Origin of the sequence: Pseudodesulfovibrio sp. JC047 (genome assembly GCF_010468615.1) — a bacterium.
In the GTDB taxonomy this organism is placed as follows: Bacteria; Desulfobacterota; Desulfovibrionia; order Desulfovibrionales; family Desulfovibrionaceae; genus Pseudodesulfovibrio.
In genome coordinates, this window is record NZ_WUEH01000032.1 from 1 (window position 1) to 26,777 (window position 26,777).

Sequence of the window (26,777 nt, forward strand, 5' to 3'; positions counted from 1 at the left end):
TAAAGATATTCGTCAATGGCCGGGGCTGTGGGTTTGGGTATTGGCCCGGAGGGAATCAGGGAAGTCGGTTTTGGGTCAAATTTAATATTCTGCTCCACCCGATCAAATTTATTGGGATCGCGGACCATGGCCGTTATCTCGAATTTATGAACGTCCGCCTCCCGATTGGACAGGACGCGGAAAAGACGAGGCGCGAGGTTCGTGGCCGTAAGCACCCACATCGCACCCGGTTCCGGCACAACCTGCAACGGAGTTTCAAAAATCAATGTCGAGGTTTCGCCGGGATCATTGACGACAACCGCGTCCGCCGTGGTCTTGTCAGGCAATGCCACGGTAAGAACATACCCCTCGCCCGCCTCGATGGTGACCGGGGCGTCAAGGACTACGGCAGAAGCCTCGGCTGCCTTGAGCCGCCCGCCCATGCGCACACCCGCAACAACAGGATCGGTGACTTCCACCAGACAGCCGGGCGCGGCGTCCGCGAATTCGAAACCGCCGACAAACGAAACAGCCTTGGTTTCGTTCAGTTCCGAATCAAGTATCCATTTGCCCTTGCGGTGGGCCTGCCCCCGAAAAATACAACCGATTTCGGCCACGTCAACGGGATTCCACCCATATTTGGCTATCCCTTCGACGTCCTCGACCACCTCGACAGTCGGCTTGTAATTATCCGCCGGATCGTTCCATGTGACGAGGGCCACTGTATGACGAGCGGCACGGCTGGTGCTCTTGTATTTGAAATCACCGTTTTCGACGTTTGCCGGGGCTGCATAGTGGCTCGGCTCACCCGGCGCGTCCTGAGAAAACGCCACGGCACCAGACCCCCAATAGGTCATGCCGCGACAGACGGAAATCAACGAGTTTATGACGTGGTAGGCGTCCTCTTGCGTCTGGAGAACGCAGTTCAGGCGGAAACGGGGTTCCATGCCGCCATATCCGTCAGGGACAAGCTCATCGCAATATTTGGAGATCTCGTAGAGCGTCCACTTGTCGACCTGATCGGGCCAGGCGATGGCGTCGTCGCCATACCATTCCCGGGTCAGGATTTCATAAACACCCCACGCGGGATTATCCGACCAGGCCCGTTTGAAAGAGCCGTCCCACATCCCCGTATAGGTCCGCGTCTCGGGGTCGTAGTTGCTCGGAACCTGCAAAAGCAAACCCTTGACCTCAAACGAGACAGACGGAATGGAATTGCCGAATTCCTCCGCGTCAATGGAAAGCCCCATAACGGCGGTATCGGGATAGATCAGCTTGGCGTCAATGACTTCAGTATATGCGGCCCAGGACAATTCGTCCTGAGTTTTGGCCGTATCGGAATCTTCGGTAATACGACGAACGCGGATATCCCACGGAGCCACCCCGTTCAATTCGATCCGATACGCCCGTTCATATTCCGAGGTGGTCTTTCCCTTAATGGTATCTCTGAGCTTTTCCACCCAATCGCCGCCAGAGACGCGCACATCGACCGCCCATTCTACGGAACCTTTCACAAGGTCGCCGCTGCCGTTCTGGACAACCAGGGCGTTCAAATGCACCCTGACGCGCACAGCATCGACTTCCGTGTTCGTGATGGTGCGGACGACCGGCGTATCATGGGCCACGACTGCGGCGACCTCAAGTTCATTCTCGACCGAGGCAAAGCCGGGGATATGCTCCTGATCCGGCGTGCCCTTGCGCTCCCACCATTTGACGCCCTGGAAGTTGTAGGAACCGTCTGCGGCCTGGAGCGGAGTTGAATCGAAATAGATGGATTTGGCACCATCGACAAGACCGCCGATCTCACCCTCGGACAAAACACCGATGGCGCGTGTTGTGGCCCGGCTCCGCAGGTCGTTCGGTTCCTCAATAGGAACATGCCCGCCGCCACCGCCGCCACCACCGCCGGAGCCGTATACCCCAAGAATATTGGTCATGCGTCCTCCGCGATCTGCTCAACGGTGATCCCGCTGGACACCAGCGTCCAGCCGACTTGATGCTTGCCGATAATGACCGGCACCGGCCCGCCCTGCTCGGTGGTGTTCTTGGGACCGGTAAAAAGGTATGAAGGTCTTTCTTCCGCGCTCTCCCTGGCGGAATAGTTGCCGAGTTGCGGTGTGGGGGTCAGCATCCCGGCCACGCCGCCGAACGCCATGGCTCCGCCGAACGCCGCAAGGTTGCCGTAGGTAAAGCCGCCCACAAGGTTGGTGCCCATGCCCATGGTCGGCCCCGCCGCGCCGACAACGGGCGGAGCAAGCCAGAACGCCGCCGCCATGATGGCGACCCCGAGAACAGCCTGAAAGATGCCGCCGCCCTTGCTACCGCGCATGGCCGGGGCAATGTGCAAATCATTCCGCCCAAGGCCGAACGTCAGCATTTCATCGGAAACGCCGAGGTCGTCACCCTCGTCAAATGAGTCTCCGGCCACGACGTGCCATTCACCGGCCCGGATCATGGTTCCGAACTTTTTGCCGAGATTCACGGTCAGGGCACGGACGGCCTCGACCGGCGTGGTGACATCAAGACGGAACTCGCGCCCAAATTCCTCGGCCAGCGGGCCGTATAGGTACACGGTGCGCATCATGACGGCACCCTCCGTATGAAAAGGCGTATATGCTTACGCCAGCGGTTCAGCGGTTCGACACGGGAAAAACGATTCACCAGGTGATGCAACAAAAGACCGTCACCGAGGTACACGCCGCAATGATTGGGCACGCTGGCACAGATTTGCAGGAACACCATGTCGCCGACCTGCGGATCGCCGTCAACGACCTCGAACCCGGCGTCCTGGATGTTGTCCATGAGCAAATTGCCGCCGCCAAGCCACCACTCGTCGTCGCGGGGATATTCCGGCAGCACGTCGTCGCGTTCCTGCCTGAACCAATCCCGGACAAGCGCATAACAGTCGGCCACGCCATGCCGGAACCTGCGGCCAATCAGTTCGGGAATCGGGGCATTGCCGCCCCAAAAAAACGGCGGTTGAGGCGCACCGCTCAACACCGGCACGATCCCCCACGCCAGCCCGGAATCGACTTGACCGATCATATCGGCACGGCTCGGATGGTCTGGCCCGTCAGGGTGCGAGTGAATCACGGCCTGGATTTCGCCACGGCGTGCGGCAGCGGCGTACCCTTGGGGAGAAATGCGAAAATCGACAAGCGGGTTCTCGACGGTGTTGGTCCGGGGCAAATATGCACCGTCAACCACCAGTCCGCACGCCTCGCGGGGATACTCGGCGCGGGCGTGCTCCTGTGCCGCTCGGATGGTTTCAGGGGAAAACATCACGGTCTTAACCTCCCAACGCCAGGGAAAGCCCGCGTGGGCAACGGCTCACCGGGAAAGCGGAGTTCGCAGTCAGACAGCCGTTTCCCGCACCGGTCCTTTGCCGGGTCTGCCGTGGAAACTCCGGCATGATCGAAATATGTGCTCGCGGTGTATGGGCACGTCGCCTTGCTATAATCAAAGGACGAACCGTTCCACACCCGGTATCGGTGCGTGCAGACGTCACGCAAAATCTGACGGCCCGGCAGTTTGCGCCCTTCATGGTCCATGGCTGCGGCCAACTCCCATTCGACATAGAGCTTGTTTTGCTCGGTCAGTTGGTCGACGCGATAAATGTCGGGGGCAAAATGGGCGTTCGAGTCAGCCTCCGGCGCGGTGTCCAGATACCGGCTAAACGTCCTCCACCGGGTCAGTGTGGCCCCGATCAGGTCGTCGCACTCCTCGACCATGCCTATAAACGCCGTATTGACATGGGACACGCGAAGCGTCGGACGTGGAAGCGATCCCTGCGCGTTCATTTCAAACCCGTCAGACTCCAGGTCCAGGGGTATGTATATATTGCCCTTCCACGTCACGGGCTGCGAATCCTTGGTTCCCTTTATGAAGTGCTGAACCTCGCCGCCGATGGCCGTGGCATCGAGGTCGAACAACTCCACAAGCACGCCGGGGCTTGATTTCTGGACATCATTGCTAATCGTCAAGGTCAAATGCCTCCGTAAAAGTAGCGGTGATCCGGTCCCATCCGGTCTTGTTCTTGATCGGAGTTCGTTCCCAGGTGGCACAGGTCCATTTTTGCGGCGTCGCCGCACGCGGGGCAGTCCAGTAAAACGCCTTCTCGCCCGCCCTTTCGGTGAGAAAGTCATCTATGATTGCGGCCTTTTCCTTCGGCAGGCTCGGCCATGCCAGAGAAATGGAATCCGCAACCGAATTCAGGCCGTCACCGCTGCGCTGTGAATACCCGTCGCCATAGGTTAACGAGTTCACGCGGGCAGCCCGTTTGCGCGGCATGTTCGCCGAGGGCTTCGGCACGTTGGTCGGGAAATTCAGGATGCTCATACCGTCAACCCCTTATTCATGGCCCCGCCGGGTCGTTGCGACATCCGCATTTTCTTGTTCCAGTAGGCGTCAAGACTCTTTTCGAGTTCCTGCCCGGCAGTGCGGGCATATTCGGCGTCCTGCTCACGGTCGCCGCTGGACGCGGGAATGGTGATATCAATGTCGAAATAGGCGGAACCCTGCGCGGCCCCGTCCAGGGTGACCGGGATGGTCCGCCCGTCAGGCAAAGGAACATGCGCCTCATTCCGGTAACGGCCTTCGGACACCATCGCCAGGCCGGGGCTGGTGGAAACTCCACCGTCGGCAAATCCGAGGAAACCGAGTCCGAGAAGCCCGCCACTACCGCCACCGAACCCGCCGCCAGTGGTCAGCCAGTTCTCAAAAGGCCGCATAACGGCAAGCTGAAACGCCTTGTCGATGAAGCTGTCCAGGAGAGAGTTGCCGGTCCCGAAAATGTCTTTCATCGACGATCCCATGGAGTTGAAAGCACCCTCGGCGGTATCGCCGAACTCGCCGAACTTGTCCTCCCACTTGTCGACTTCCTTCTCCGTCTCCTTGGTCTGGTCCTTCAGAGCCTCGATCTCTTCCTCACGGATACGCTTGAGTTCGGATTGTTTGCATTCTTCAAGGGTGATTTCATCGGCATTTTTCTCACGCATTGCCTCGACGCGCTGTTCTAACGCCCACCGCTCATACTCAAAGCGTTCCATGGTGTTCCGCTTGATGGTATCGGTCAATTGGGCATTGATTCTCTTTATCTGTTTCGCGGCACGTTCCTCTGCGGCCAAACGCCGTTTTTCCGCTGCCGGATCAACTTCCGGGGCAGGCGCAGCATTCGGCTTGGTCCACGCCATGTCGCCATGACCGAGCGTGTCGCCCTTGATGGCTTTCATGGCCCGAAGCCGCTGCGCGTCCTTTTCGGCGGCAAGCTGCTTTTCGAGAAGCTGGATCTGCTGCTCGGTCGCCTCTTTTTCATCGCGGTAAATCTGGCCTCGCTGGCGGAGGCGGAGGTCGGCAATACGATTTTCCAGCTTTTCGACTTCGGTGACGGTTTCAAGCCAGTGCTCGGCCTCGTCGTGGCTCATGGTCAGCCACTCGGTGAAACCCAACTCGCCGTTGAACATGGCCGCAGTCGTCTCGAACATCCGTTTCCATCCATCGACGCCTTCTGTCAGTCCCTCAAGGCTGGAGGTCACGGCGTTGACTCCGGCCGTGGCGGTATCACTACTGGACAGGCTCGTCTTGAAGTCTTCCCATGCGGTTTGCATCCGATTGACAGCGGCAACCTGGCTTTTGGCCATGGATTCGGCACCTTTGACAAATCTTTCATGCATTACATCGGCAAGACGCGGAAGTAGATCACTAGCCAAGACTTCACCCCGCTCAAGCATATAATTTAGTTCACCAGTCGTCACTCCAAGGGCTTCCGCCGCCATGTTAAAAGCACCGGGCAGTCTTTCGCCTAATTGCCCCCGCAGTTCTTCGGCCTGAACCTTTCCTTTGCTCATCATCTGAGAAATTGCGTAAAGAGAGCCGTTCAAATCTTCATTACTCAACCCAAGAGCAGTACCAGCTTCAGACATAGCAATAAAAATTTTGCGGGTATTCTCGCCCTCCATATTAGTCCCACGAGCTGCGGCAAACAATTTTTTATATGAATCCGCCGTGTCATAAAATACCATGCCGAGCCGATCGGCCTCTTTGCGGACAAAGGCCATTTCGACACCGGCATCACGCACGTTGCCAGTGATCGCTTCGTATGATTTCCCTGTCCGTTCAGCACGGACGCCCGCATCGAAAATACTCTTGGCAAACTGAGCTACGGCCAGACCGCCAAACGCGGTAGTCAAGCCAAGTACGGCACCATCCAGGCGTTTCACCCCACCATACGCGACTTTCATTTTTGTGTTGAAGTCCGTGGTATTGGCGGTCAGCCTCGTCTCTACGCTCGGTCCCTTAACTTTCGGCATTTTTTGTCTCCAACACGATCCGGGCTATGTCCCGGACCTTGGATAGGCATTCTCTTTGGTCCTGGACCTCTTCAAGGTCCATCACGATCTTGACGGCGGTTATGTCCAGGTCGATCCGTGTGCCCGCCATCCCTGCGGTTCTCCACTGGCCCGAACATTCCCGGTAAATCCTCGCGGCCTCCACATTGCCCGGCATGAGAGCAGGAGGACGGCATTTTTCGCACGGCGGTTCAGCCTCAAATTCGGCATAAACCGCCCTGCACTCTTCACAACTGCCTACTTGGTCGCCGCCTTCTCCGAGCCAGACGGCGTACTCACGGAGTTTTTTCTTTCCAACTCCTTTTCTTTGCGGACGTCGGCGTCGAGTTGCTTGCCGTATTTCTCGACGAACGTGTAAAATCCATCCATGCCGCGCATGGCCTTGATCTTGTTCTCGTCCGTGCATTTCATGGGCGTGTCGTTTTCATCGAGCATCTTGTCGTCCCACCCGACCACGCGCTTAATCACGGTCATTTCCATGTCGCGCAGGCGGTCGGTATTTGCCACGATAACCCCGTCGAACTCACCGTCCTCGGTGGGGCGATACTCGCGCTTGACGTCGAGGGTGTTGGCTTCGATTTCCAGCCGGTCGCCGGGCATGAAAGCCCGAATTTCGACTTTGGCATCGTCAAAAGGAAAAACTCCGGTTTTTGCGGTCTGAATTCTCGGCAAGACTTTTCTCCTGGAATCCGCCGGGCCGACCAAACGGCCCGGCGGCTGGTGGTTATTCGGTTACGCTTCCGCCGTGCAGGGTGAACGAATCCCCGGCGGTTTCAGCGGTCAGGACACCCTCGGCATTAAGGGTGATAACTCCGGCGGCAACGGATTCGATGGTGTACTGTCCATCGTTATTCGTAGTTCCCTCGACGATAATAGTCTGGCCCGGCTTAAATCCGGCGGTACTGAAGCCGGAACCGCTGTCCGTAATCGTGTCGTGTGCCCCGGAACCGCGCACGAACGCGATGGTTTTGGCGGTCAGGTGCGCGGTGAAACAGGCAAGCTGACCCTTGACGAGGATGTCGCAGGAAAACGGGATCAAACCGTTCTTGTTGATCTCCTTGGCGGGGATGCCGACCACCTTGAAACAGGAAAGGGGATTCCCGGCCACGTCAGCAGCCCAAAAATCCGTTTCGTTTTCATAGAGAAAGAGGTCGGTGAACGCTTCGTCGGAGAACAGGCGGGACCGAAGCTTTGCCTGCCCGGTAACGTCACCCTTGACGGCGTTGCCAGCCATCTTGCCGCGTTCCCACTTGAGGTCGCTGGTTTCCTCGGAGTCGATTTCCTCGAACTCCTCGACAACGAAGGTGTCGCGGACGGGCTGCGGGATGGTCAGGGAGTTCAGACCCCGAATCTTGACCCCGGTGAGCGTGGCTTTTGCCTTTGCGCCTTTCTGATAAGAGGGCGTAGTCATGGGGATTGCTCCTTACATGCTTTGTTCCGGGTCGGCCTCGGTCATGTAGTTGACGGTGAATGTCAGGGCCAGAACCCCGAAAGGCATTTCGCCGTCGATGGACACGTCCGGTTCCGATCCGGTGAGTGTTGTGCTTTTCGCCAGACCGCCGAGGGTCTGGTCGGCCTCGATGGCGTTTTCCACCTCCACGGCGATCTGATCGAGCATGTCGTCGACCTGATCCTCGGGGGCGAATGCGCCAGCCTCGACAATGACGTCGAACTCGCGGTCCTTTGCATCGTCGAAATCAACCGGCTCGGATGCTTCCGGGCCGTTGTAAATGAGCAGGGCCGGGAACTTTTCGGACGTTATCGGGTAGCCCCGAGACTTGAACACGTTGCCGCTCGTTGTCGGCAATCCGCTCAATCTGTCCTTGAGCGCGTCCCGTACCTGCGTCCTGACGTGGGCCATTACTGGACCTCCAGTGTCAATTCGATCATCCCGGCACCATCCGGTTCCGGCGCACGCACCTTGAAACTGACGCCATCAACGACGACGGGGGTGCCATCGCCGACCCACGCCGGAAGCGCGGACTGCGCACAGGTGAAGGTGTGGGCCACGGACATGACAAAGCCGTGTCCTGTGTCGATTTCGACGGGTTCCTTGTCATAAATCCCGTTGACCTCTACGCCGTTGCCGAAGTCGGCAGTGTCGGCGAACTCGTCAGGATCGAGCATGTCGTCGATGTCGTCGGCAAAGGACATTAGGCGTCACGCTCCTCGATAGCGTCCGCCGCCAAGTCGAGAATGTCGGCCTTGGTCATTTCGTCGTCGACGTTCAGGTCGAACTCACGGTTCACCGTCTCGATCAACTTGTCCTTGTTCAGTTTCTTCAGGGCGGCGAGGGTGACTTCATCGTCGCCGGAATCGCCGTCGGTAGCCTTGGCCTTGCCCAGGCGGATCAGTTTGCGACCTTCATGGTCTTCCACTTCGAGGATGTCGCCAGGGAAGCGGTCTTCGTTCTTGACCGGGGTGGCGTTGATGATTTCGATTTTCATGTTGTATACTCCGTGGCTTGGGGAGGACTCGACGAGTCCTCCCCGTGGCCGGTTGTGCGGTTAGGAGGTCAGGGCATCCTTCATGGCAGAGAAAGATTCTTCGTGACGGAGGCCGATGTCGCAAAGGTTGAAACTGGTAACCTCGACGAGAGCCTGCTTTTTCTTGGAGAAGGGATCGGCAATAATTTCGATCACACCCCATTCACCGATCATCAGGTCGGCCCAGTTACCGAAGATGATAGCGGAGCAAATGGCGTTCGCCGTGCCCTTGGTCAGGTTGCCGGGCACCTGGTTGGAAGCCATCGAACGATAGCCGTTCAGCATACCGGCACCGAGTTCCTTGCCGTCCTGCCAGATAAACTGGCCGGTATTGGAAGCCTTTTCGGTGGTCTTAAGCTTGCCGCGAACCTTGGCGTTCGTCAGGTAGCCGAGGTTACCGATGTCGGCGTTGCCAGCGGCAACAGCGGTTTCCAGGCCGACAATATCGGTCCATTCGGGAGCCGCGCCGTTGTCACCGCCCACAACCAGGCCGATGCCGGTGGTGTTCAGGATACCGCGAGGCTCGAAGCCAGTGCCGCTGCCTGCGATAGCAGCGAGGTCCATACCGAGGGCGTTGATCGTGGCGAGATCGTTACGAACGAACATTTCCACGTCGAGGGAACCCTGTGCGAGCATCTGGCGGGTGTAGGCCGTGGTTGCCATCGCGGACTTGGGCATCATGGTAAGCATGTCGAACGAGGCTTCGCTGTCGTTCTGATCGGAACCGGGATTTTCGCCGACCCATTCGAGTTGTGCGCTTCCGGTCTGCTTGGGGAAAGCGAGATTGCCTTCGAGTCCGCCCAGGACAGTCGCGCCAAGCTGTTTGACGCACATGCGATTGCGGAGCAGTTCGATCAGGGGCATGTGTTCGGTAGCGACCAGGTGCCCGCCTTCGGCTCCGGTGCCGGTGTTCAGCGGTGCGCGAGCCTGGAACATTTCCGGAGTGAAGCGCAGGGAGGTTGGGACGAAGATACCCGAGGTTTCACGTCCGAGCTTCTTGGCGATGTCGTTGGAGATTTCACGCTCGAAACCGGACTGATCGCCGTTCAGGGATGCAGAGATCGCACGCAGAACGGAGTAATCACGGTTTTCGTTATTGGTGAGTTCCGGAGCAACGGGCTGGATGGAACGGGGCTTGCCCATCTTTGCCAAGACGTCGGCGCGGAACTCGTCGACGGACTTATCGCCGTTGATGGCCTCGGTTGCGAGATCGCGCATCTGGAACTGTTCACCGATAGCGGTGATCTCACGAATGCGTGCGCCCTCTTCGCGCCGAGCCTCTTCGCGGGCTGCGTTAACATCGACCGCAGGGACGACGGGATCGGTACTGACATTAGTGCCGGTCGGCTGCTTGGGGGTCTTTTTTTCCATTGTTCTGACTCCTTCAATGGTAATTTTGTTGGTTTCGCCGTCGTAGTCTCTGCCGACTCCGACGGAAGTATCGGCAGGCACCGACACGATGGAGATTTCGTATGGCTGCCAATCGGTCGCCCGGTAGGTTTCGGTGTCGTCGTCGGTCTTTTCCAGGATCATCTTGAAAATGCGGTATCCGACACTGACCAAAGAGCGGATTCCGTCTTTCACATCCTGGTAGATTTCCTCGGCACGTTCGCTTTTCCCAAAGCGCACGACGGCCCGCCCCTTGCGGTCCGCCCCGATTTCCACCGACTCGACAACGCCAACCTGATCCCGGCGGTCATGGTCCATCAAAATCGCACCGCCGTTGCGCAGACGGTCAAGGCGGACGCTTCCGAGGGAGTGGTCCAGGACTTCAAGCCCGAACCATCGCTCGACAGGTTCCTCGGAGGAAAAAGACAGTTCGACAGTCCTTTCCTCGTCGTTCACCGCCTCGCGCTTCAGGCCGAACTCACGAAACAGCGGCGTGGACTCAATCGTCTTTGTCGCTTTCTTTTTCTTCGACACTGCTTTCCTCCTCTTTCTGAGGGTTTGCGGTTGCCAGGGTCACGCCCTTGCTTTTGGCGTATTCCTGTGCCTCTGCCATTTCGTCGACCATTTCATAAAAATCCCGGCCCTGTTCGGTGCAAACCTGCTGATAGGAATGGGTAAGCCCTAGGCTCTCTTTTTTGGCCTTGGTGTCTTTGGCCGGGTCGACCCAATCCCATCCCCGAGGCTGGAAAAACGGAGCATTGAACTTGTCGAATTTCGTAAAAGGAAGCCGAACGACTCCCTTGAGAAAGGCCATGCGCAACCAGCGAGAATAAACCTCGCTATGCAAATCCTCGACAAGCCATTGCTGCAATGTTTTGTAAAAATCGCGGTCCTCAAGCGTGAAATGCCGAAGGCTTGAGAAATTGACGCTCTCGGCATCCGAGGCAAGGGAATTGTAGGACGGCCCCAAGCCTGCGGCAGCTCCCCGCATGGTGCCCTTGTGAAATTCTTTGAACGCCGTGGTCGGATGCTGTGGATCAAACCCTTCAAACGTCACCCCCGCAGGTAACCGCTCAAACTGTCCGGGCGAAACCTCACTGACGAGATTGCCGTCGCCGTCTTCGTCGTCGCCGTCGTATTCGTCGCCGCCGGTCTCAATGAAAAACCCCATCTTTGACGCGCTCGTCCGAGCGGCCACAAGTTCGGCCTCTTCATATCCGGCAAGCATCCGCATCCGCTGTGCAGAAGTGAGAAGCCAGGGAATACCGCGAGTCTGGCCGACGCGCTCCATCAAGAAGAGATGAATGATTTCCTCGGCGGGAATGCGTTCATGCCGTTGACCTGTGGAATAATGGTAGTCGCCGGGGTGATTGGTCAGGACGTAATAGGCAACCGGACGCCCCCAAGCGTCGATTTCAACACCCATACGAATCTCATTGCCATTTCTGGCCGAGCCGTTGAGTTCGTCGTCAACCATATCGGCCTCAAGCGGTTGGAGCGCAAAGCCATACTTGTTCGGGAAATTCTCGATTACCCGGATAAATATTTCGCCGTCTCGGGCCACGGAGGTAATCGCAAGGTTCTGCAACTGGAGCCACGAAACCAGCCCGTTTGCCGAGGCGTTGCACTTGCGGCACCAATCCTTGTATGCGGCCTCGATCTGCTCATTTGCCAGCCGGTCGAGTTGCCCGTCTGCCTCTTTGGCCTTGTTCTGAAAGCCGACCCCATGCGGGCCGATCACATTAGTCATGAGGAGCCGCAAAAACTTCTTTGCATAAGGGTCATTCGCGCACATGCTGCGGGAAAGCCCACGGGCCTTTTTCAACTTGCCTTTGATGGTCATATCCGCGCTTTCGACAGGCGCGAGGAAATCGGCATTCAGGCGATTCGTTTTCAGGACATCATAGGTCCGCTTGCCGGGCTTACGTCTGGCCTGCCGGGCAATGCTGCGGGAATGCACGGGGCGACGCACCGGCCCGGATCGCCGAGCGGCCACGGGCTTACTGCGCACTTCCTTTTTTCCTTTGAACAGGTTGAACATCAGCAAAACCTCACATGGATTTTAGTGCCGGGCTTCTTGCCTGCCTGCACCTTCTCGGCACGCCTTTGGGCGCGGACTTCAGCCTTATATTTGTCCCGAAGGGCAAGGAGTTCGGGCAGCGGCGTCCGGGAAAGGCTCCGCCCCTTGATGGTGTAGGACTCCTGGTCCCTGGTGGCCCGCTTCTCAATGACGGCCTCGATAGCGTCGAGCACCTTTTCGGCATGGCTTCTGCCGTCCAGGGTGGCGACACCGGCAAAGTCGGGCAGGATATCTACAGTGCCGGAACCGACGGTGAACCGGTCCGCGCCCTTCTCGACATGTGCCTGAAAGCGGTAACGGCCCGGCGTCCAATTGCTCGTTGTCGAACCGGGAACGTCCACGACATAGCCGTCGCCATCCGCAGACGCCGAGAACTCGACCTTTGCAGAGCCGTTGACCAGCACGAAATTCAGTATCCACCCGTCCGAAGCCGGATATGCGGAAACCGTTTCCGTCCAGTTGAGCGAATCGCCCGCAGTTATTTCTTTCGCTATGTTCATCATCACCACCCGTTTACAAATCCGTTACCCTTGGCCGCTCCCATGCTCCGTCGGCGCACCCTTTTCTTGATGGCCGTATCTTCTTGCTCTTGCGGTTTTTCTTCCCGTTTTTGTTGCACTTTCTTTAAAATTTTCTTCATGTTCGGGTTAAGGAGCGCATATGCCGCCAGGTTGTAGACCCGACAGTCCAAAGCCTCGACCCGCACGCTTGAACTCTTTTTCACCCAACGCCGTTGCGGCACTCCCTTGACGTATTTGGTGACCCGTTTTTCTCCCGTGATCTGCTTGAAATATTCCTCGTCGTATTCCTCCGGGAAATGACAGTATCCGGGGCCGGGTTCATCCACCTTCAGCCGGGCGTGTATGGTGTCCTTAGCCGTATCAACACCCAACATCACCGGTTTCCCGCGCAAGCTCCGCTTTTTGTCCATCGGGTTGGCAATGGGGTTGCCGTATGTACTGGCTCCCTTGATTGCCCACACGTTGCGGCGGAAGCGGCGTTTGCAGAAATTGTATGTCTCGTCGGTGAAATGACCGCCCGAGTCGACACACGCGCCCTTGATCCGCATGGCCCGGCCTGATTCATGCCGATAAACGCGGAGCAACATGTCGTTAAGCTCGTCCCAAACGACTTGCCGGGAAGGATCGCCGTAGAGGATTTCGTAGCCCATCGACCAGCTTTCACCCTCAAGCCCCCAGGCAAGCACCTCCATTTCGAGGCGGTCGTCCTGGACGTCAACGCCAGCGGTCAGCAATCCGGCCTCGAAAGGCACTTCCGGGCCGTAATCCTCACGCCGGTCAAACAACTCGTCGTGCTTCGCGCTTTCGCCCTGCTCTTCCCAGGTTTCACCGAGGACCGTGTTCACGAAGACTTGCAGCGTCTCGGGGTTGTCCTTCACCTCCAGGAACTCGGCAGCCAGCCGCCCCCAAGAGGCATTTGGAAAGACCGAGTAAGCCGCCCAAATGTGAAAACCGGCATGGCCCTTGAACGGACGAGTCGCCCGCCATTCCCCGGCCTCAAGCATGTCGAGCTTGTCTTTCTCCTCGATCACCGCCCCGCAGTGCTGGCATATGAAATGCGCAGTCTCGGGATGGTGCTCGACGACCTCGCCGTTCTCGTCGAACGTCTTATCCCAAGCGAAATTTGCCCACATGAGCCGCTGACGGTGATTGCAGTGCGGGCACGGCACGAAGTAGTACCGCTTGTCCGATTTTTCGAACTCCCGTTCGATCCGGCTGAATCCCTTGATTGTCGGCGTGGAGCCGACAACGATTTTGCGGTTGCTGTAGGTTTCGGTGCGCTTGATGCCGAGTTTGATTTGATCGCCTTCGGAACCGGCACCGCCTACGGGATAGCCGTCGATTTCATCGAAAAGGGCAATCCGCTTGGTCAGTCTTCGGAAACCTGTAGGGCTATTCGCGCCTACCAATGTCAAAGAGCCGCCGGGGTATTTCTTTTGCAGAATCGTGTTGTCCGAATCCTTTGCCCTTGGGTCGGCCACCAGCCCCCGGAGAACTGGCGTGTCCCGCAACATGGGCGCAATTTCTGTCTTGGAGTAGTCTCTAGCGTCGTCGAGAGTCGGCTGAACACACAGGATCGGCGATGGATCGTGGTGGATGTAATAGCCGATGGCGTGGTCGATAATCTTGGTGTAGCCAACGCGGGCCGACTTCATGTAAGTCGCCTGCTCGACGTCTTCGTCCGTAATCGCGTCGAGCATTCCCCGCTGATATGGAATCGTGTGCCACTTTCCAGGCTCCGCCGAGTTCTCCGCCGACAAATAGGCGTATTCATCTGTCCACTCATTCAGCGAGAGTTCGGGCGGAAGTGCGACCATCGAGAGTGCGCTACTTATCACCTCCTCTAGGTTTTCCACATAAGGTAGCTGCGTCATGCGTACTCAACTCTTCCAGAGCCTCCCGGATGTAATCCGAAATAACTTTCTTGCATTCCTTGGGGTCGGTCATGTTTGCAACCTTGTGCGCGAGCTTGTCGGGAAGGACTGACATGCGGGATCGAAAAATCGACAGGATATTCGCCCAGGCCAACATCACCCCTTCAGCTTCGACAAGTTCACCGCGCTTTTCCGCAAGTTCCACTTCTTTGATCTTCCGATTGACCCTCGCCAGCTTCCCCCTTTCAGATGTCAGGGTATCGGTGTCAGTTCCGCCCCCTTGGTTCGCACCTGGTTCGCGCTTGGTTTGCGTCCCTTTGCCAAACTTCAATTCTCGGGCGTGTTCTAGATCAACTTGCTTTTTTGCGTTCTTTCGTAACCCCTTATTTTTAACTAACTTTCTTATATAAGTGTCTGAGCATCCGAGTTCTCGCGCACATTCTCTTTGGCTTACCCATTTTCCCATTGTTCAAACCTTCGTTGTGCAAACTGCGAACCTCTTTAAAAATTTTCATGCCTAGCCACAGCCCGAGGTGGCGCGTTACCCTCGGCTTCCGCCCTCTGGAAGTACCTTTTTTTATTGTAGTTTTACTCTTTCTATCCCTTTGAGGTTCTTACCGCGTGGGCGAAAGCGCGAGAGAAATGCTTGGGAAACCGCTTGTTGGTGACCGTCGTGGCGTCCTCGTAGAAGCTGAACCGCTTGCCCACCCTGGCCCGAGGTTCGAGCACATAAGCAAGCCGAAGCTTGCGGCCCTTGCGCCCGTATCGCTGATAAACGGCCTTACCCTTGCCGTTGAGGTCGGCCACAAAAGCATTGCGCAGGTTGCGGGGGCGTTTTGCCACGCCGACACGACCCGACGCCGTGCGCTTGATATTGCTGGTGGGAATGGCGAGGTTGCTGCCGTGGGGCCGTTTCGTGCCGCCACGGGCTTGACGCTCCAGCCATCGACGTTGCAGGCGGTCATACACCCGCCCCACCAGCCGCCGCTTGTTGGCCTTGTCCACACGGAAGGCAGCACGCGCAAAGTTCTTGTTCCTGACCTCGAACGAATCCGGGTAAGTATGCTTGACGGTGTGGTCGCGGATGTCGAAACAGGTGGAGTTGATAGCGTTGGCAGTCGCATAAGGCAGTTGCCGCTTGGCAAGCCCACGGATGAACGTCCCGAGCACACTGCCGATCTGACTATCAACCTTGATCTGCATCACTTCCGCCTTTTGAATGCGTCTTTGAATTCCGTCATGATTCGGTAAATCCCGTCAACGCGCTCGACGACAACGCCGAGCTGATAACGATCCTCCCGAGACAGGGCGAGTTCCTGCTTCATCTCGCAAATAGCCGCCTCACTGGCAGACATACGGGCGTCGTATGCCGCCTCCAGCCGCCCCACATAAAGACCAACAAGCATGGCTGCGACAAGGATAGATCCAACGGTGGCAACGTTGATTCGCGTGTCGATCTGAACCGCCATGCTATTCACTGTCCTCTGCCAGATCCGGCAGGTTGCGCAGTTCCTTGGTGCGAGCCTCATACTCTTCCAAGCTCGGTACTTCGTAACCGTCAGCTGTCAGCCGCTTGGTGATGTCTGCGAACGAGTAACCGATCTTGATGGCCGCAGAAATGAAAGCGATGATCTCCATGGAATTCCTCGGCATAGCTTAGACCTCCAAACCCGTGAGTTGCGAAATCTTGGCCCAGGCGTCAGCGACAAGCCGCCGCACACGGGCGACAAGGCCGTCGAAGTCGTCGGGCTTGACCTTATATGCCTTCCACGAAGCGGCAGCCTCACGCGTCAAAATGAGCACGTCGCGGCCTTCGTCAAGGATGGGTGCGACATTCTCGACCATCCATTCCACCTTGTCGGGCGGAAGTTCAGCCCGGAGGTCCAGGTACTCGGCCCGGACGCTCATATATGCGTTGGTGATCTCGTCGGTGACTGCAATGGCCTGATCTTCGGGCGGCAGGTTCTTCAGGGCGCACCCGGAACAGATCACACCCACAAGGGCCAGCATGACCAGAACGCCCGCAAGCGGAGCCTTGATAAAGCCGCCCTTGTCCATCTTGAGCCGGTCGCCGGTATATGAGGTCTTGCCGGTGCTCATGGCCAGCACATCAACAACGCGCTGAAGAACGGCAACGAACCGGTTGTCCGTCTCGTTCGGGGTGACCTTGGCGATGACGCTGCACACGGTGACCGCCGTGGTCAGCACAACGAACCAGTTGTCCGCGATCCATGCGATAAGCTTTTCCATGTTGGTTCTCCTTTAGGCATACAGAAAACGACCCAAGACGTACCCACATCCCGAAGAAAGAAGGCGGGCCACCGGTTTCGGCAGTCCCGCCTCCTGGAGACGGCAATAGACGTGAAGCTCGTTAAACGTATGCTGTGCCCATTCTTTAAATCGTGTCATGATGTTCAGAATCATATCAACGGAACACGGGCGCGAACCACACCCGTACCGTCCCCGTCTGATACCCGTCTGATACCCGTCCGGTTTTTGTAGAGAGAAAACAACCTGCTTTTTCTCACCAGAAAGGCACAAAAAAGGCCCGCCAGATTGGCGGGCCTTGAACTGAAAATGCAGCTTCTTTTATTCGTATTTCGCTTTCGGATCGCGCTCGACCTTGATGGTCCCGCTCGTCTCCGGGCTTTCAAAATACAGCGACACCGGATATTCGTTCTTGTACTTTTTCTTAAACATGAGAAACCCCTCTGCCGAAGTGCCGGGCAACACCCGTGTCGCGTCCAGGGCGTCAACATCCAGCCAGGGCAATTTGTTCTTCAGGCCGAACATTTCCGCCGTGAACGGATAGGATTTCTTCGCCGACGATGCCAGCGTGAAATATCCGGGGTTGATGTTGATGGGCTTGGCCGTGTTGTTCGTCACGGTCACATACACAATCTGATACTCGACTATGTAATCAAATTTGCTGTCCTGAGTTTTCTTTACAGCGACAACGTAATTCAAATCGCCACGAACCAACGTCGGTTCAAAATCAGCGGCAGACATGGACACATTCCCGGCCATGACCGGCGCGGCAAACAACAGGACGAGAGCAAACGAGAGCAAGAGCACGATTTTCCGCATAGCGGTCCTCCTTTTGGAATGGCTATACAGGAAAAACGAAATCCATGGCAAGTGGATCACTCCGGCGGCGTGGCCGGTGTCCAGTTCCCGTTTATCAGGCCGTGTACCTCGCTCTTGGGTATCAGCCGCTTGTGTACCGGCCTGGTACTCGATATCCGCTCATCGCGCACCATCCTTTCAACCGTGGATAGATGCACACAGAGTATTTCGGCCACTTCTCGCAGCGTGTAAAATTCGGGATAATCCTTTTCCCTTGCCTTTGGGGTCTTTTCAGTCTGTTTTTTCACCCTTCCTTTCCCTTCCGTCTCCGGGAAATCATGAATTCATAAAAGCGTCGTGGACGTCCTCGTCCGCAAACTCAATATAAGCCATCAAGGATTTTTGGTCCTTGTGCCCCGTGCATCGTTGCAGGACATGGAAAGGCACCTCTTTCCCCGGCACCCAATTCGCCGTGAGGTAGTCAAGCTTGTCCTTGGCAAAGGTCTTGCGCATAAGACCATGCGTGCCGACCTTGCCCTCGACCCCTCTACGCTTGACCGGCTCCACGCAGTCGCGCCACGCCTGCACCCGATCGATGGGCTTGTTACCCTTGGCACGGCTCTGAAAAAAGAAATCATCCGGTCGCCAATACCCGCGCCCCTTCAAGTCCTCGTAGTGCGCCAATACATGCTTTACCACGTCTGGATGCAACGGCACGGTGCGCCCGGAGGCCTTGCCCGCCTTGCCGCCCTTCATGCTTTGCCGTTCAACCGTCACGGCCTGCCGGACCTGGCCGTCATGGATCAAGTCACGCACACGCAGGCTCAAAAGCTCGGACACCCGAAACCCGGTCTTGCGCCCCAGGATCATCAACGCCTTGGTGCGCAATCGGTTCGGCCCGCGCACGGAATGGAATACAAGCGTCCATTCCTTCTTGTCGAGCGGTCTGCACCCCTTCATATCTTCACCCCGTCATTTCCCGTTATTCCCCGTCACTAACCCCGCCAAAGGTTACTTACTAGGGAACGTTGTATGTTTCAGGTTCCAGGTAAAAAAAGAGAGGGAAGCCGCCTTTGCAGCCCCCTCCCGTTCCTCTAGTTCACCTTGATAAACTTGATAGGCTTGTCCGCCTTGGCAGCTATGCCTATCTCGGCCAGCACACCGACAGACTCTTCCCAACCAGGTTGCATGAACACCCACAGTTCGTCGGCCCAATCCTTGATATACGAGGTCACGACTTCGCCCCAATACTCCCAATCGTGAGGCAAATGCGGGGCAACGTCGCCGATGGCGTGCCCGTGGGTGATGGGAGAAAATACGGCAAACCCGTCCTCTATCAACTGCGCAGCCTTGACGGTCACACCCTCGGCACGCTCCATGCGCACAACCTCGTTGTCGTGGGTGTACGGCGTTGCCAGATATATTTTTTTCATGGGCGCACGCCCAAGTTCTTCAAAATTCATGCACGTCCTCTATGTATCGATCCAGTTGTGGTTTCGTTGCCCGGTAGGTACCCGCAACCTTCCTGATTTTAAGGTCGCCGGAATTAATCAAGCCGTTGACGGTTTTCTCGTCCATCCGCATGTAAGCCGCTATCTCGGCAGCCGTCCGCAGGTGTGGCGTCTCCCGTTCGAGTTCTTCCAGCCTATGCCGTTTCGCCTCGCTCATTTGCCCACCACCATCAAGCCCAAGTTGGCAACATCGTGGTTGCGCGTGTCAAAGTGAAACCAGGTCATGCCCTCGAAATCCTCAATGCAGGTGATGTGGGCAAAACAGGGCTGACCGAACTGCCTGCCCTGCCGGTCCAGGGTCATAAGTTCCTTGCGCACGTCATGGGCGGCCACATCCCGGAACTTGGCGTCAAACCCGCGCCCGTATTTGTGCTGGCTGTCCTTCGCGCCGACATGGGTGTCAAATGGACGAAGCCCGGAAAACTTGAACTCACCGCCCCAGGCCCAATCATTGACCGTGACCGGTCCGAACCGCTCGCGCAGTTCGTCAAGCGTCCTCAACGCACGCACATCAAGCAGTTGCCAAAGACGATGCCGCTTGTCCCGAAGCCGTTCAAAAGTCATGGGGTCAACAAGTTCCTCAATTTTGAAATATTTGCACTCGTACACTGGCCGCGCTCCTCTTTCCGCGTCGATCATGTCCCACACGTCGCCACCCATGGCGAACATGCGTTCCCGGCGTCCCTGCCCATCAAGATGCAAATTCATCGCCGAAAACTCTTCCACAAAAACTGCACCAACTGCCCATTTTCCCGCAGCCGATCCACCACACGCTGTCCGACCATCTGCGCCAAAGCCGACAAATCGAGATTGGAAATCACAATGGTCGGTCGCATCTGCCCATACCTCCCGTCGATGATGTCGAACAAAAGCATCCGCTCAACGTCCGTGCCGAACTGCACGCCAATCTCGTCGAGTATGAGCAGGTCGGGAGTAATAAAACGGCGTTGCGTCTCCTGCTCCGTGTACTTGCTGTCGCGTCTCCACGAATCCTTGATCGCGCCCACCGCATGTCGAGCTGTCGTATAAAGCACGCTCTGCCCCTCGGCCCGGACACGATTGGCAATCCCGCAAGCCAGATGCGTCTTGCCCGTTCCCACGCCGCCCAGAAACACCAACCCCGCGCCTTCGGCCTTGGCAGTGTCGAAACTTGCCGCATACCCTTTGGCCGTCTCCAGGGCGGCGACCTGCTCCCGCCCTTCGGCAACGTATTCGTCCAGCGTCTTGGAGATAAACCGAGGGGGAATACCGGTCTGCTCCGTGTCCATCCGAGCACGCAGGGCCGCGCACTTGGTACACTCGACCCGGTTACCCGGCTGCAACCTGACCATGACGTCGCCGTGAATCGGACATCTGCCCCGAGCCAGCCGAATCACCTTGTCTTGCCCACTTGTTGTCGGGATCTTGCTGCCAGTCCGTTGCGTTGCCGCCGTCATAAATCATCCCTCCGTCGCTCGGCGCACCCTGCGCCATTGCTTGGTTCAGATACCGGTCAAAATTCCCTTCCCGAAAAGGCGTGGTGTGGTCCAGATACTTCCGGTCAAACCCGCGTTCCCTCGCCTTGAAATCAATCACCCGTTTGCATTCGTCCACCGTGGCCCCGGCCCGAAGCCTGGCCGGAATCAATCCGGTCACCTTGAACCGCTTGCCCGTGACCGTATTCAGGTGCACAAGCACTTCTTCGGCCTGTTCGGCAACCTCGTCCGCTTTTTTCTTCTTGGCCGGGGGCGCATCGTCGCCCCCCTCTGTGTTTTGGGAATGGGAATGGGAATGGATATGGGAATGGGAATGGATATGGGAATGGTTGTGGGTATTAGTGTTGGTATTGTCCGGTGTACCGTCGGTAACTTCCGGTATACCGCTGGTAAACCGCCGGTATTCTTCTGGTGTAATCGCGGTATATCCTTTTTCAACCAATTCCTTATGAATTTCAGGATGGTGTCGTTTCATCACCCTGAACCGCTGTTGATTTTTTCTTTCCTCGACAGTGGCAGCCCAAGGATTGTGTTCGAACCAATCGTGCAGAACTAAAACACCGTCTTCATCATCGATCCAGCCAATATCAAGCAAAACGGTAAGAAATTCCTCGGCGTCTCCGCTCCATCCTGCGTCGATGGCAATGTCTTCGGCATCCATGTCGGCAAGCACGCCATCAGGGTAGTTTTCAGCGGCAGTAATCCACAAGTCGATCAAAGCAACAAAAGCCTCGCACCCGAGACGGCGAATCAATTTTTTCCGCTTACGGTGATCCTTCAAACTGAATTTGATACGAATGTCGTCGCTCATGCCGCCTCCTTGCAAATCACCGCATTGTTGATATAGCTTGTCTGCAAAAGGAGACGGCACAGATGATTGATTTTGACCCACATGGCATTGAGGTTGCACGATTTTCGGCCAAACGCCGCGCTGACAGAACTATCGACGAATTGATCGGCATGAGCCGGTTGATTGTCGACGACGGCAAAATTGACGCCCAAGAATTTGGCTTTTTGAAAAAATGGCTGCAAGCCAACGCCGAGGAATGCGACGTGTGGCCTATCAATGTCCTGAACCGTCGTATCCAACATTTTTTGGAAGACGGAGTTTTGGACGAAAAAGAACAGGAGGAACTGTTCACCCTGCTTTCCGAACTTGTCGGGGGTAGGCCGTGTCATGAGAAAGTAGCGAGCTTTGCCACTATGTTGCCTCTCGACGCCCCCCTGCCCGCTGTCGACTTGGGAGGCAAATTTTGCTTTACTGGCAGGTTTGCCTTTGGCTCCCGAAACGACTGTTTCGAAGAGTGCATAGGATGGGGTGGCGAGGTTAGCAAAACATTGACCATGAAGGTCGATTACCTCGTTGTAGGACTCATGGGTTCCCAGGCATGGGCACATTCTTCCTGGGGCCGAAAGATCGAAACCGCTGTGCGGTATCGGGATGAAAAAGGGAAGCCAATAGCCATCATCGGCGAGGACCATTGGGCGTCGTTCATCGTGTAACATTGTCCGTCTCCCGATTCCCCCTGCCGCAAAAACAATCGGCAGAGCAGAACCTAAGTAGTTCCCACCGTTCGTCGCTGTACGGTACGCCCGTATAACGGTTGAATCGGTGGATGGTGTTGCGACACTTGCGTCCCGCACACACCTTGAAATCTATGCCTTCGCGTCCAGGCTGTAGCTGGCTATGGTCTTGCCGCGTGTCGTCTTGATCTTGGTGCATCTGATGACATTCCCGGCCCTGCGCAGATCGTGGATGCGCGAGGCGAGCCTCATGCATCCATATTCGTTCAAGGCTTCAAATTGCGTGATGGGTTTACCGCTCTGCATGTGCGCGAGTATCGCATCGGCCTGCGGCATGGCGGAATAAAGATTACCCTGCTTCATTTCGCTTCACCTCCTGCGCATAGGCGGCCACATCTTCGTCAACCTCCTGTTTCACAACACCGGCCAAAGCCTTGACCGTAATCAGACTCCGCTTGCGCCGAATTGCTTCGTGCAAGTCGGCCAGTGGGGCCAAATCATCGAGCAGCTCTTCCGGGACATTGGCTTTGTCCGGCACAGCTGCGTCACGCATTACCACGTCGCAACCAATGGAGTCGGCCAAAACCCGAAGTAGTTCCAAATTGTGCTTGCCTCGCCCCTGCTGGTCCATTCGCTCCATCAAGTTGACAAGCAAGTCAGCCGGATTTTGATACGTCTCATCCTTATGCGCAGTGTCTTGGGCATAGCGATAAATTTGCGCTTCTTTACGGCGGCACACGGAAATCATGGTGGGCATCCCCAAGGCATCAAGACAGGACTGAAAAAATTCACTCGTCTTGCTCACGATCATGTAAGTAGAAAACTTATTCGCCATTATCATCGTCTCCTAATATCTTTTATGAGATTCTGTTAACAACAAAGAAACCGCTTTATCCCTGCGCCATGTAGGAAGAAGTCCTTTGCGTCTAGCCTTACGATAGGTAGCCGGATCAGCGTACCCCAACGCTCGGGATGCGGCGGAATGAGACCCAAAAATGTCAAGCAGCTTTTTAAAAATGTCTTTGTCAGAGTTTTTTTTCATATGCGTTAAGTTAGGTCAAAATGATCTAACTTGCAAGATCAATTTTTAACCTAGAGGATAACAAAAAAATGACGCACATTATAGACATGAATGAACACACACAATATGGCTACGAGGTTGAACGGGCAATAGTTACTGAGATAGTAGACAGGTACATGCAACAAGGCATGAAACATGTTGAATTTGCTCGTCTATTATATGGCAACGATAGCACAGCCCCAACAAAATGGCGCAGAATACGCAACACATCGCCCACAGGAAAGCCACAAGGGTTCCCTGTCCATGAAGCAGTTGCAGCAGCACAGATATTGGGGATGGATTATTATTCTCTGGTCTTTCTCGTTGAGGAAAGACTCAAAATGATTCGGGCTTAGTTACAATCAGCATACCTTTTCACTTTGGTTGTCCACCTGCTCTGTAGCTTCTTGCAATTCCGAAGCAAGTAATTCCAGCATGACTTTTATCCCACTTTCGCACCCTTTTGCTAAAGCCTTCAGAGCTTCCGCGACTCGATATTGTCTTTCAATTGGATCGATCATCTAATTCCCTACTCCCTTATCCGTTAGGTTTTAAGATATAGCTCATGTCTATTTTGAAAGGCTGTGCAATTTTTATGACAATAAAATGTTCTACTCGTCTAGGTCATTTTGTCTTTTTTTTTATTGACGACTAGATCAAATTGACCTAGATTCATTTCAACGACACACCAAAACGGCGAAGCAACTCGCGGCAAACGCCCGACAAAGTAGCCTGGTGGGTTGAAAAAGTTCTTTGAAAATGGATGTGTGGGGAAGGCCCCGACAGCGTTAAGTCAAAGTCCGAAGACGATTCGGACAGCCTTAGCCAATAAAAGCACCGCTTGGACGCAGTACAAAATGGCAAAAAGGTACGACATGCGTACTCCTTTTAGGATTTGATGGGCGCGCAATTGCACCCTCCGTCTCCTTTGGCTGTGCTGTCGGAGCCTTCAAACCCATACATCCCTTTTCAGAAAAGCACAAAAGGCGGCCACGGCTGCGCCGACCCGGAACGGGCGGAGACTGGAGACAGGTTCTTTGACAGGAAAATATTTGAGGATGGCCCCGGCTGTTTCTGCAATTACTTGCCAGCTTGAATCCGGGCAAGTTCAATGAACACGATGAAAACATTCAGCATAATGCTGATGAAATCAGCTTCGCTCATTGGCACTCCCTCCTTGGTTAAGATGTCGCGCAAAAAAAGCGCGGTCCGTCTCCTTGGGGTTATGCCGGGGCCGTCCTCTCAATATCGACTTGCCAAGAAAAAGCAAAGTCGGTGCCCCTTGAGGTAAAGAGCATACACCTCCTGAACAGGGGCGAGGTGACCCCAAGCCATACCCACCTCGCCCCGCCCCAAGGGCCACCGACGACGCCAGGAGACGGAATAATGCCCTATTGCCGATTGTGCCACCGCCCCTTGAAGGACGCAGAGTCCATACGGAGGGGATACGGTCCCAAATGTTTTGCCAAAAAAAACGGCAAACAGTGCGGACTCGGGCCACAAGGCAAACGCCATCACCGCACTCCTGACGATAAAAAACAACTCAAGCTACCACTGGAGTGACACCATGTTTCTTGCCAGATTCCAGACAAAGACAGGCCCGGCGGCATTGCCGATAGACCGGGCTACCGTTGTCGAGGGGATGCGCCTCAATGATTTCAACGGCGATAGGACAGTCAAGGCAATCAACAATCTGTCCAGAGGCATCCCGGTAATCGTTGGAGAATGTGTAATCGAAAAAATCAACCGCAAGTCTCCCCGCTGGAACTGAGGCGCACACCATGGCCGACTTCGATGCAACTCCGTGCGCGGTTTTTCCGAAACAGGCAGGGAAAAAGAGTGCTTTCACGCTCCGTCTTTTTCCCGGCAACAGCCGGGAAACGTGGGCCAAGCACGGCGGCACCCGCGATAATTTTCGCGTGGCTATCAACGGCCAATACTACCGCACCAGCGACCGCAAGTTCATTTTCTTTTCCCGCGAGGCCGTGGAATGGATGATCCGCCAACACGCCCTTGCCTTGCTCGGCATCCTCGGCCCTTGGCCGCAGGAATCGGCACGCCCCGACCTGCCGCGAGGCGCTAAGGTTTGGTGGTTCAAGGCGGAGAAAGACGGCAGCGGCGTCATGGACTGCGATACGGGCGGAGAAACGATGATCGAGACGTTTACCCGCACCGAGCCATTCCAGGCCGAGCATAATGAGTGGAAGGCCTACGTCATGGGTAGCCGTGCCCCGATATCGCTGACGAAACTGCACCCGAGGACATAATGACCAAAACAACACAGCCAGTACCGAACAAGCGGATTTGTGCAATCTGCAAAACAGAATTTATTCCGGGCAACTGGTGCGCCAAGACATGCAGCCCTGAATGTGGCCGAATACTCAATGCCAGGAACAACAACAGCGCAATCCGTAGAGAGAGGCGCGGCGTATACGTCCCAAACGGTACACCGAATCCTGTCAACCTTGAATTTAATTCCTTGGCCGTTTTCCCCTTTGGCCTCAACGACCGTCGGATCACGCCGGAGAGTCCAGATTTCAATCCGTTCCACGGTCCGTGCGGCAAACCGTTAGCACAATGGCCTCCTGCTCAACCAGAAAACAAACCAGCCCAAGGCATCGTGGACGTATAGCATATTTTGGGGAATGGCCCCGAATCGAGGGGGGCCGGGGTCGTACTGTGCGACAAGGCGAATATTGTGAGCCTATTAGGCCCGGTCCCTCTCATACAACTAGGAGTTTTGCGACATGACCAAAGAAGAACTGATCCAAATGATCGAAGAAATACCGGACTGCTACGAAATAAATTTTGGGGGCGAGTTCACCATCAAAATTGATCGGAAACAAGGCGAAGCCGTTGCCGGTTTTAGATCGGCAAAAAAAGAATCGTTTGTTGCGATGTCTGGTGGACCGGCCCCGTGTCAGGAAATGGACGCCTGTCCGTTCTACAACCCCGCATAGTTTGAGAGGTACGTGGATATGAATAAATGCGAAATAAAACAGATGGTGGACACCATCAACAAGGGCGATCGCCTTGGCCACAAGTTTTTGCAACATGTCGCCGACACGCTTGAGTTGCTCGAAAGCGACAACCTCCATGTGCGGAAAATCGCCGAGCAGCGCGGTCAGGACATTATCAGGCTCACAACTCAGTTGGAAACGTCCCAAGACCTCCTGTCTATTTTGAGGCTCGACGTCGAGTCAATGGACTCTGACCGGACCTATGAAGATTTTGGAAAAGATATGGAACGGCTCTTGTCGAGCGACGAAGTTTACGAGCAACTGCACTGGGAAAATGTGAGGATTCTTGAGGCCGTGACAGGCAAGCCCTACGAGCCTGGATATTTCAAAGACAAATTCACGGGAAATGGAGGGTAGTACCACAATGTCTATCAAAACATGGATGGCAAAAGGCTCTGTGGCTCTCAATATGATGAATGGGAATCAGACTCAGCATCGTATTCCA

Annotated in this window: 39 protein-coding genes; 8 read left to right on the plus strand and 31 right to left on the minus strand. The window is 55.8% G+C overall.

What is annotated here, in order from left to right; translation table 11 throughout:
* The 22 genes from GO013_RS15535 to GO013_RS15640 all read right to left on the minus strand — a co-directional run.
* A partial coding sequence (locus tag GO013_RS15535; RefSeq protein WP_163812738.1) for a phage tail protein occupies positions 1–1,916 on the minus strand: 1,916 nt, incomplete at its 3' end.
* The gene (locus tag GO013_RS15540) at positions 1,913–2,563 is read right to left on the minus strand and encodes a tail assembly protein (RefSeq protein ID WP_163812740.1); all 651 of its coding nucleotides are present in this window, start codon (positions 2,561–2,563) and stop codon (positions 1,913–1,915) included. The genes GO013_RS15535 and GO013_RS15540, both read right to left, overlap by 4 nt.
* A complete protein-coding gene (locus GO013_RS15545) occupies positions 2,560–3,261 on the minus strand; it encodes an NlpC/P60 family protein (protein ID WP_239057915.1) in 702 nt (233 codons plus the stop codon). The genes GO013_RS15540 and GO013_RS15545 overlap by 4 nt, the downstream gene beginning before the upstream one ends.
* On the minus strand, positions 3,261–3,962 hold the full coding sequence (locus GO013_RS15550) for a phage minor tail protein L (protein ID WP_163812744.1): 702 nt from the start codon (positions 3,960–3,962) through the stop codon (positions 3,261–3,263). The genes GO013_RS15545 and GO013_RS15550 overlap by 1 nt, the downstream gene beginning before the upstream one ends.
* Complete coding sequence (locus GO013_RS15555) at positions 3,952–4,317, minus strand: phage tail protein (protein WP_163812746.1); 366 nt, start codon at positions 4,315–4,317, stop codon at positions 3,952–3,954. The genes GO013_RS15550 and GO013_RS15555 overlap by 11 nt, the downstream gene beginning before the upstream one ends.
* Positions 4,314–6,287 (minus strand): tape measure protein, encoded by a 1,974-nt coding sequence (locus tag GO013_RS15560; RefSeq protein ID WP_163812748.1) that lies wholly within the window; start codon positions 6,285–6,287, stop codon positions 4,314–4,316. The genes GO013_RS15555 and GO013_RS15560 overlap by 4 nt, the downstream gene beginning before the upstream one ends.
* Positions 6,274–6,483 carry a DUF1799 domain-containing protein gene (locus tag GO013_RS15565; RefSeq protein ID WP_163812750.1) on the minus strand — a complete coding sequence of 70 codons (210 nt, stop codon included), beginning with the start codon at positions 6,481–6,483 and terminating at the stop codon, positions 6,274–6,276. The genes GO013_RS15560 and GO013_RS15565 overlap by 14 nt, the downstream gene beginning before the upstream one ends.
* Positions 6,484–6,563: 80 nt before the next feature.
* Entirely contained in the window at positions 6,564–6,998 is a 435-nt protein-coding gene (locus GO013_RS15570) for a hypothetical protein (protein ID WP_163812752.1), read from the minus strand.
* A 52-nt stretch (positions 6,999–7,050) separates the two neighbouring features.
* The gene (locus tag GO013_RS15575; protein WP_163812755.1) at positions 7,051–7,737 is read right to left on the minus strand and encodes a hypothetical protein; all 687 of its coding nucleotides are present in this window, start codon (positions 7,735–7,737) and stop codon (positions 7,051–7,053) included.
* A gap of 12 nt (positions 7,738–7,749) precedes the next feature.
* Positions 7,750–8,187, minus strand: coding sequence for a hypothetical protein (locus GO013_RS15580; RefSeq protein ID WP_163812757.1), 438 nt, complete (start codon positions 8,185–8,187; stop codon positions 7,750–7,752).
* Positions 8,187–8,480, minus strand: coding sequence for a hypothetical protein (locus GO013_RS15585; RefSeq protein ID WP_163812759.1), 294 nt, complete (start codon positions 8,478–8,480; stop codon positions 8,187–8,189). Before GO013_RS15585 ends, GO013_RS15580 begins: the two co-directional genes overlap by 1 nt.
* Entirely contained in the window at positions 8,480–8,773 is a 294-nt protein-coding gene (locus GO013_RS15590; protein ID WP_163812761.1) for a hypothetical protein, read from the minus strand. The genes GO013_RS15585 and GO013_RS15590 overlap by 1 nt, the downstream gene beginning before the upstream one ends.
* 60 nt (positions 8,774–8,833) lie before the next feature.
* Entirely contained in the window at positions 8,834–10,735 is a 1,902-nt protein-coding gene (locus GO013_RS15595) for a phage major capsid protein (RefSeq protein ID WP_163812763.1), read from the minus strand.
* Entirely contained in the window at positions 10,701–12,212 is a 1,512-nt protein-coding gene (locus tag GO013_RS15600) for a phage portal protein (RefSeq protein ID WP_163812765.1), read from the minus strand. Before GO013_RS15600 ends, GO013_RS15595 begins: the two co-directional genes overlap by 35 nt.
* Before the next feature lie 29 nt (positions 12,213–12,241).
* Positions 12,242–12,781: a hypothetical protein gene (locus GO013_RS15605; protein WP_163812767.1), complete on the minus strand. Its 540-nt coding sequence runs from the start codon at positions 12,779–12,781 to the stop codon at positions 12,242–12,244.
* Positions 12,782–12,783: 2 nt separating this feature from the next.
* Entirely contained in the window at positions 12,784–14,640 is a 1,857-nt protein-coding gene (locus GO013_RS15610; RefSeq protein WP_343219584.1) for a phage terminase large subunit family protein, read from the minus strand.
* Positions 14,630–15,142 (minus strand): hypothetical protein, encoded by a 513-nt coding sequence (locus tag GO013_RS15615; protein WP_163812769.1) that lies wholly within the window; start codon positions 15,140–15,142, stop codon positions 14,630–14,632. Before GO013_RS15615 ends, GO013_RS15610 begins: the two co-directional genes overlap by 11 nt.
* A 131-nt stretch (positions 15,143–15,273) precedes the next feature.
* Positions 15,274–15,879 (minus strand): hypothetical protein, encoded by a 606-nt coding sequence (locus GO013_RS15620; RefSeq protein ID WP_163812770.1) that lies wholly within the window; start codon positions 15,877–15,879, stop codon positions 15,274–15,276.
* Positions 15,879–16,145 carry a hypothetical protein gene (locus GO013_RS15625; protein WP_163812773.1) on the minus strand — a complete coding sequence of 89 codons (267 nt, stop codon included), beginning with the start codon at positions 16,143–16,145 and terminating at the stop codon, positions 15,879–15,881. The genes GO013_RS15620 and GO013_RS15625 overlap by 1 nt, the downstream gene beginning before the upstream one ends.
* A gap of 1 nt (position 16,146) precedes the next feature.
* Positions 16,147–16,329, minus strand: coding sequence for a hypothetical protein (locus tag GO013_RS15630; RefSeq protein ID WP_163812774.1), 183 nt, complete (start codon positions 16,327–16,329; stop codon positions 16,147–16,149).
* A 3-nt stretch (positions 16,330–16,332) separates the two neighbouring features.
* On the minus strand, positions 16,333–16,926 hold the full coding sequence (locus GO013_RS15635; RefSeq protein WP_163812776.1) for a hypothetical protein: 594 nt from the start codon (positions 16,924–16,926) through the stop codon (positions 16,333–16,335).
* A gap of 339 nt (positions 16,927–17,265) precedes the next feature.
* Entirely contained in the window at positions 17,266–17,763 is a 498-nt protein-coding gene (locus GO013_RS15640; RefSeq protein ID WP_163812778.1) for a DUF4352 domain-containing protein, read from the minus strand.
* 18 nt (positions 17,764–17,781) lie between these two features.
* On the opposite strand from GO013_RS15640, the gene GO013_RS17315 reads away from it, so the two are divergent.
* The gene (locus tag GO013_RS17315; RefSeq protein WP_239057914.1) at positions 17,782–17,994 is read left to right on the plus strand and encodes a hypothetical protein; all 213 of its coding nucleotides are present in this window, start codon (positions 17,782–17,784) and stop codon (positions 17,992–17,994) included.
* A gap of 84 nt (positions 17,995–18,078) precedes the next feature.
* Here GO013_RS17315 and GO013_RS15650 read toward each other — a convergent pair whose 3' ends face one another.
* The 6 genes from GO013_RS15650 to GO013_RS15675 form a co-directional block, all read right to left on the minus strand.
* Positions 18,079–18,702, minus strand: a complete 624-nt coding sequence (locus GO013_RS15650) for a tyrosine-type recombinase/integrase (protein ID WP_163812782.1) — start codon at positions 18,700–18,702, stop codon at positions 18,079–18,081.
* A gap of 134 nt (positions 18,703–18,836) precedes the next feature.
* A complete protein-coding gene (locus GO013_RS15655; protein WP_163812784.1) occupies positions 18,837–19,205 on the minus strand; it encodes a DUF1937 family protein in 369 nt (122 codons plus the stop codon).
* A complete protein-coding gene (locus GO013_RS15660; RefSeq protein ID WP_163812786.1) occupies positions 19,195–19,410 on the minus strand; it encodes a helix-turn-helix domain-containing protein in 216 nt (71 codons plus the stop codon). Before GO013_RS15660 ends, GO013_RS15655 begins: the two co-directional genes overlap by 11 nt.
* Entirely contained in the window at positions 19,407–19,961 is a 555-nt protein-coding gene (locus GO013_RS15665; protein ID WP_163812788.1) for a hypothetical protein, read from the minus strand. Before GO013_RS15665 ends, GO013_RS15660 begins: the two co-directional genes overlap by 4 nt.
* Positions 19,958–20,584 carry an ATP-binding protein gene (locus GO013_RS15670; RefSeq protein WP_163812790.1) on the minus strand — a complete coding sequence of 209 codons (627 nt, stop codon included), beginning with the start codon at positions 20,582–20,584 and terminating at the stop codon, positions 19,958–19,960. The genes GO013_RS15665 and GO013_RS15670 overlap by 4 nt, the downstream gene beginning before the upstream one ends.
* A complete protein-coding gene (locus tag GO013_RS15675; RefSeq protein ID WP_163812792.1) occupies positions 20,562–21,539 on the minus strand; it encodes a conserved phage C-terminal domain-containing protein in 978 nt (325 codons plus the stop codon). The genes GO013_RS15670 and GO013_RS15675 overlap by 23 nt, the downstream gene beginning before the upstream one ends.
* A gap of 62 nt (positions 21,540–21,601) precedes the next feature.
* Between GO013_RS15675 and GO013_RS15680 the strand changes: the two genes are divergently transcribed.
* On the plus strand, positions 21,602–22,231 hold the full coding sequence (locus GO013_RS15680; RefSeq protein WP_163812794.1) for a BRCT domain-containing protein: 630 nt from the start codon (positions 21,602–21,604) through the stop codon (positions 22,229–22,231).
* Between the two features lie 153 nt (positions 22,232–22,384).
* Here the strand turns inward: GO013_RS15680 and GO013_RS15685 are convergent, their stop codons facing one another.
* Positions 22,385–22,615 carry a helix-turn-helix domain-containing protein gene (locus GO013_RS15685; RefSeq protein ID WP_163812796.1) on the minus strand — a complete coding sequence of 77 codons (231 nt, stop codon included), beginning with the start codon at positions 22,613–22,615 and terminating at the stop codon, positions 22,385–22,387.
* A complete protein-coding gene (locus tag GO013_RS15690; RefSeq protein ID WP_163812798.1) occupies positions 22,602–23,087 on the minus strand; it encodes a hypothetical protein in 486 nt (161 codons plus the stop codon). Before GO013_RS15690 ends, GO013_RS15685 begins: the two co-directional genes overlap by 14 nt.
* A gap of 275 nt (positions 23,088–23,362) precedes the next feature.
* Between GO013_RS15690 and GO013_RS15695 the strand changes: the two genes are divergently transcribed.
* Positions 23,363–23,668: a hypothetical protein gene (locus tag GO013_RS15695; RefSeq protein ID WP_163812800.1), complete on the plus strand. Its 306-nt coding sequence runs from the start codon at positions 23,363–23,365 to the stop codon at positions 23,666–23,668.
* Between the two features lie 6 nt (positions 23,669–23,674).
* Here GO013_RS15695 and GO013_RS15700 read toward each other — a convergent pair whose 3' ends face one another.
* Complete coding sequence (locus tag GO013_RS15700; RefSeq protein WP_163812802.1) at positions 23,675–23,833, minus strand: hypothetical protein; 159 nt, start codon at positions 23,831–23,833, stop codon at positions 23,675–23,677.
* A 1,046-nt stretch (positions 23,834–24,879) separates the two neighbouring features.
* On the opposite strand from GO013_RS15700, the gene GO013_RS15705 reads away from it, so the two are divergent.
* The 5 genes from GO013_RS15705 (at position 24,880) to GO013_RS15720 (ending at position 26,689) form a co-directional block, all read left to right on the plus strand.
* A complete protein-coding gene (locus tag GO013_RS15705) occupies positions 24,880–25,083 on the plus strand; it encodes a hypothetical protein (protein WP_163812804.1) in 204 nt (67 codons plus the stop codon).
* 10 nt (positions 25,084–25,093) lie between these two features.
* On the plus strand, positions 25,094–25,579 hold the full coding sequence (locus GO013_RS15710) for a hypothetical protein (RefSeq protein ID WP_163812806.1): 486 nt from the start codon (positions 25,094–25,096) through the stop codon (positions 25,577–25,579).
* A complete protein-coding gene (locus tag GO013_RS17070) occupies positions 25,579–25,944 on the plus strand; it encodes a hypothetical protein (RefSeq protein ID WP_203529669.1) in 366 nt (121 codons plus the stop codon). The genes GO013_RS15710 and GO013_RS17070 overlap by 1 nt, the downstream gene beginning before the upstream one ends.
* A 115-nt stretch (positions 25,945–26,059) precedes the next feature.
* A complete protein-coding gene (locus GO013_RS15715) occupies positions 26,060–26,272 on the plus strand; it encodes a hypothetical protein (protein ID WP_163809716.1) in 213 nt (70 codons plus the stop codon).
* A gap of 18 nt (positions 26,273–26,290) precedes the next feature.
* Positions 26,291–26,689: a hypothetical protein gene (locus GO013_RS15720; RefSeq protein WP_163812808.1), complete on the plus strand. Its 399-nt coding sequence runs from the start codon at positions 26,291–26,293 to the stop codon at positions 26,687–26,689.
* Positions 26,690–26,777: the final 88 nt, after the last annotated feature.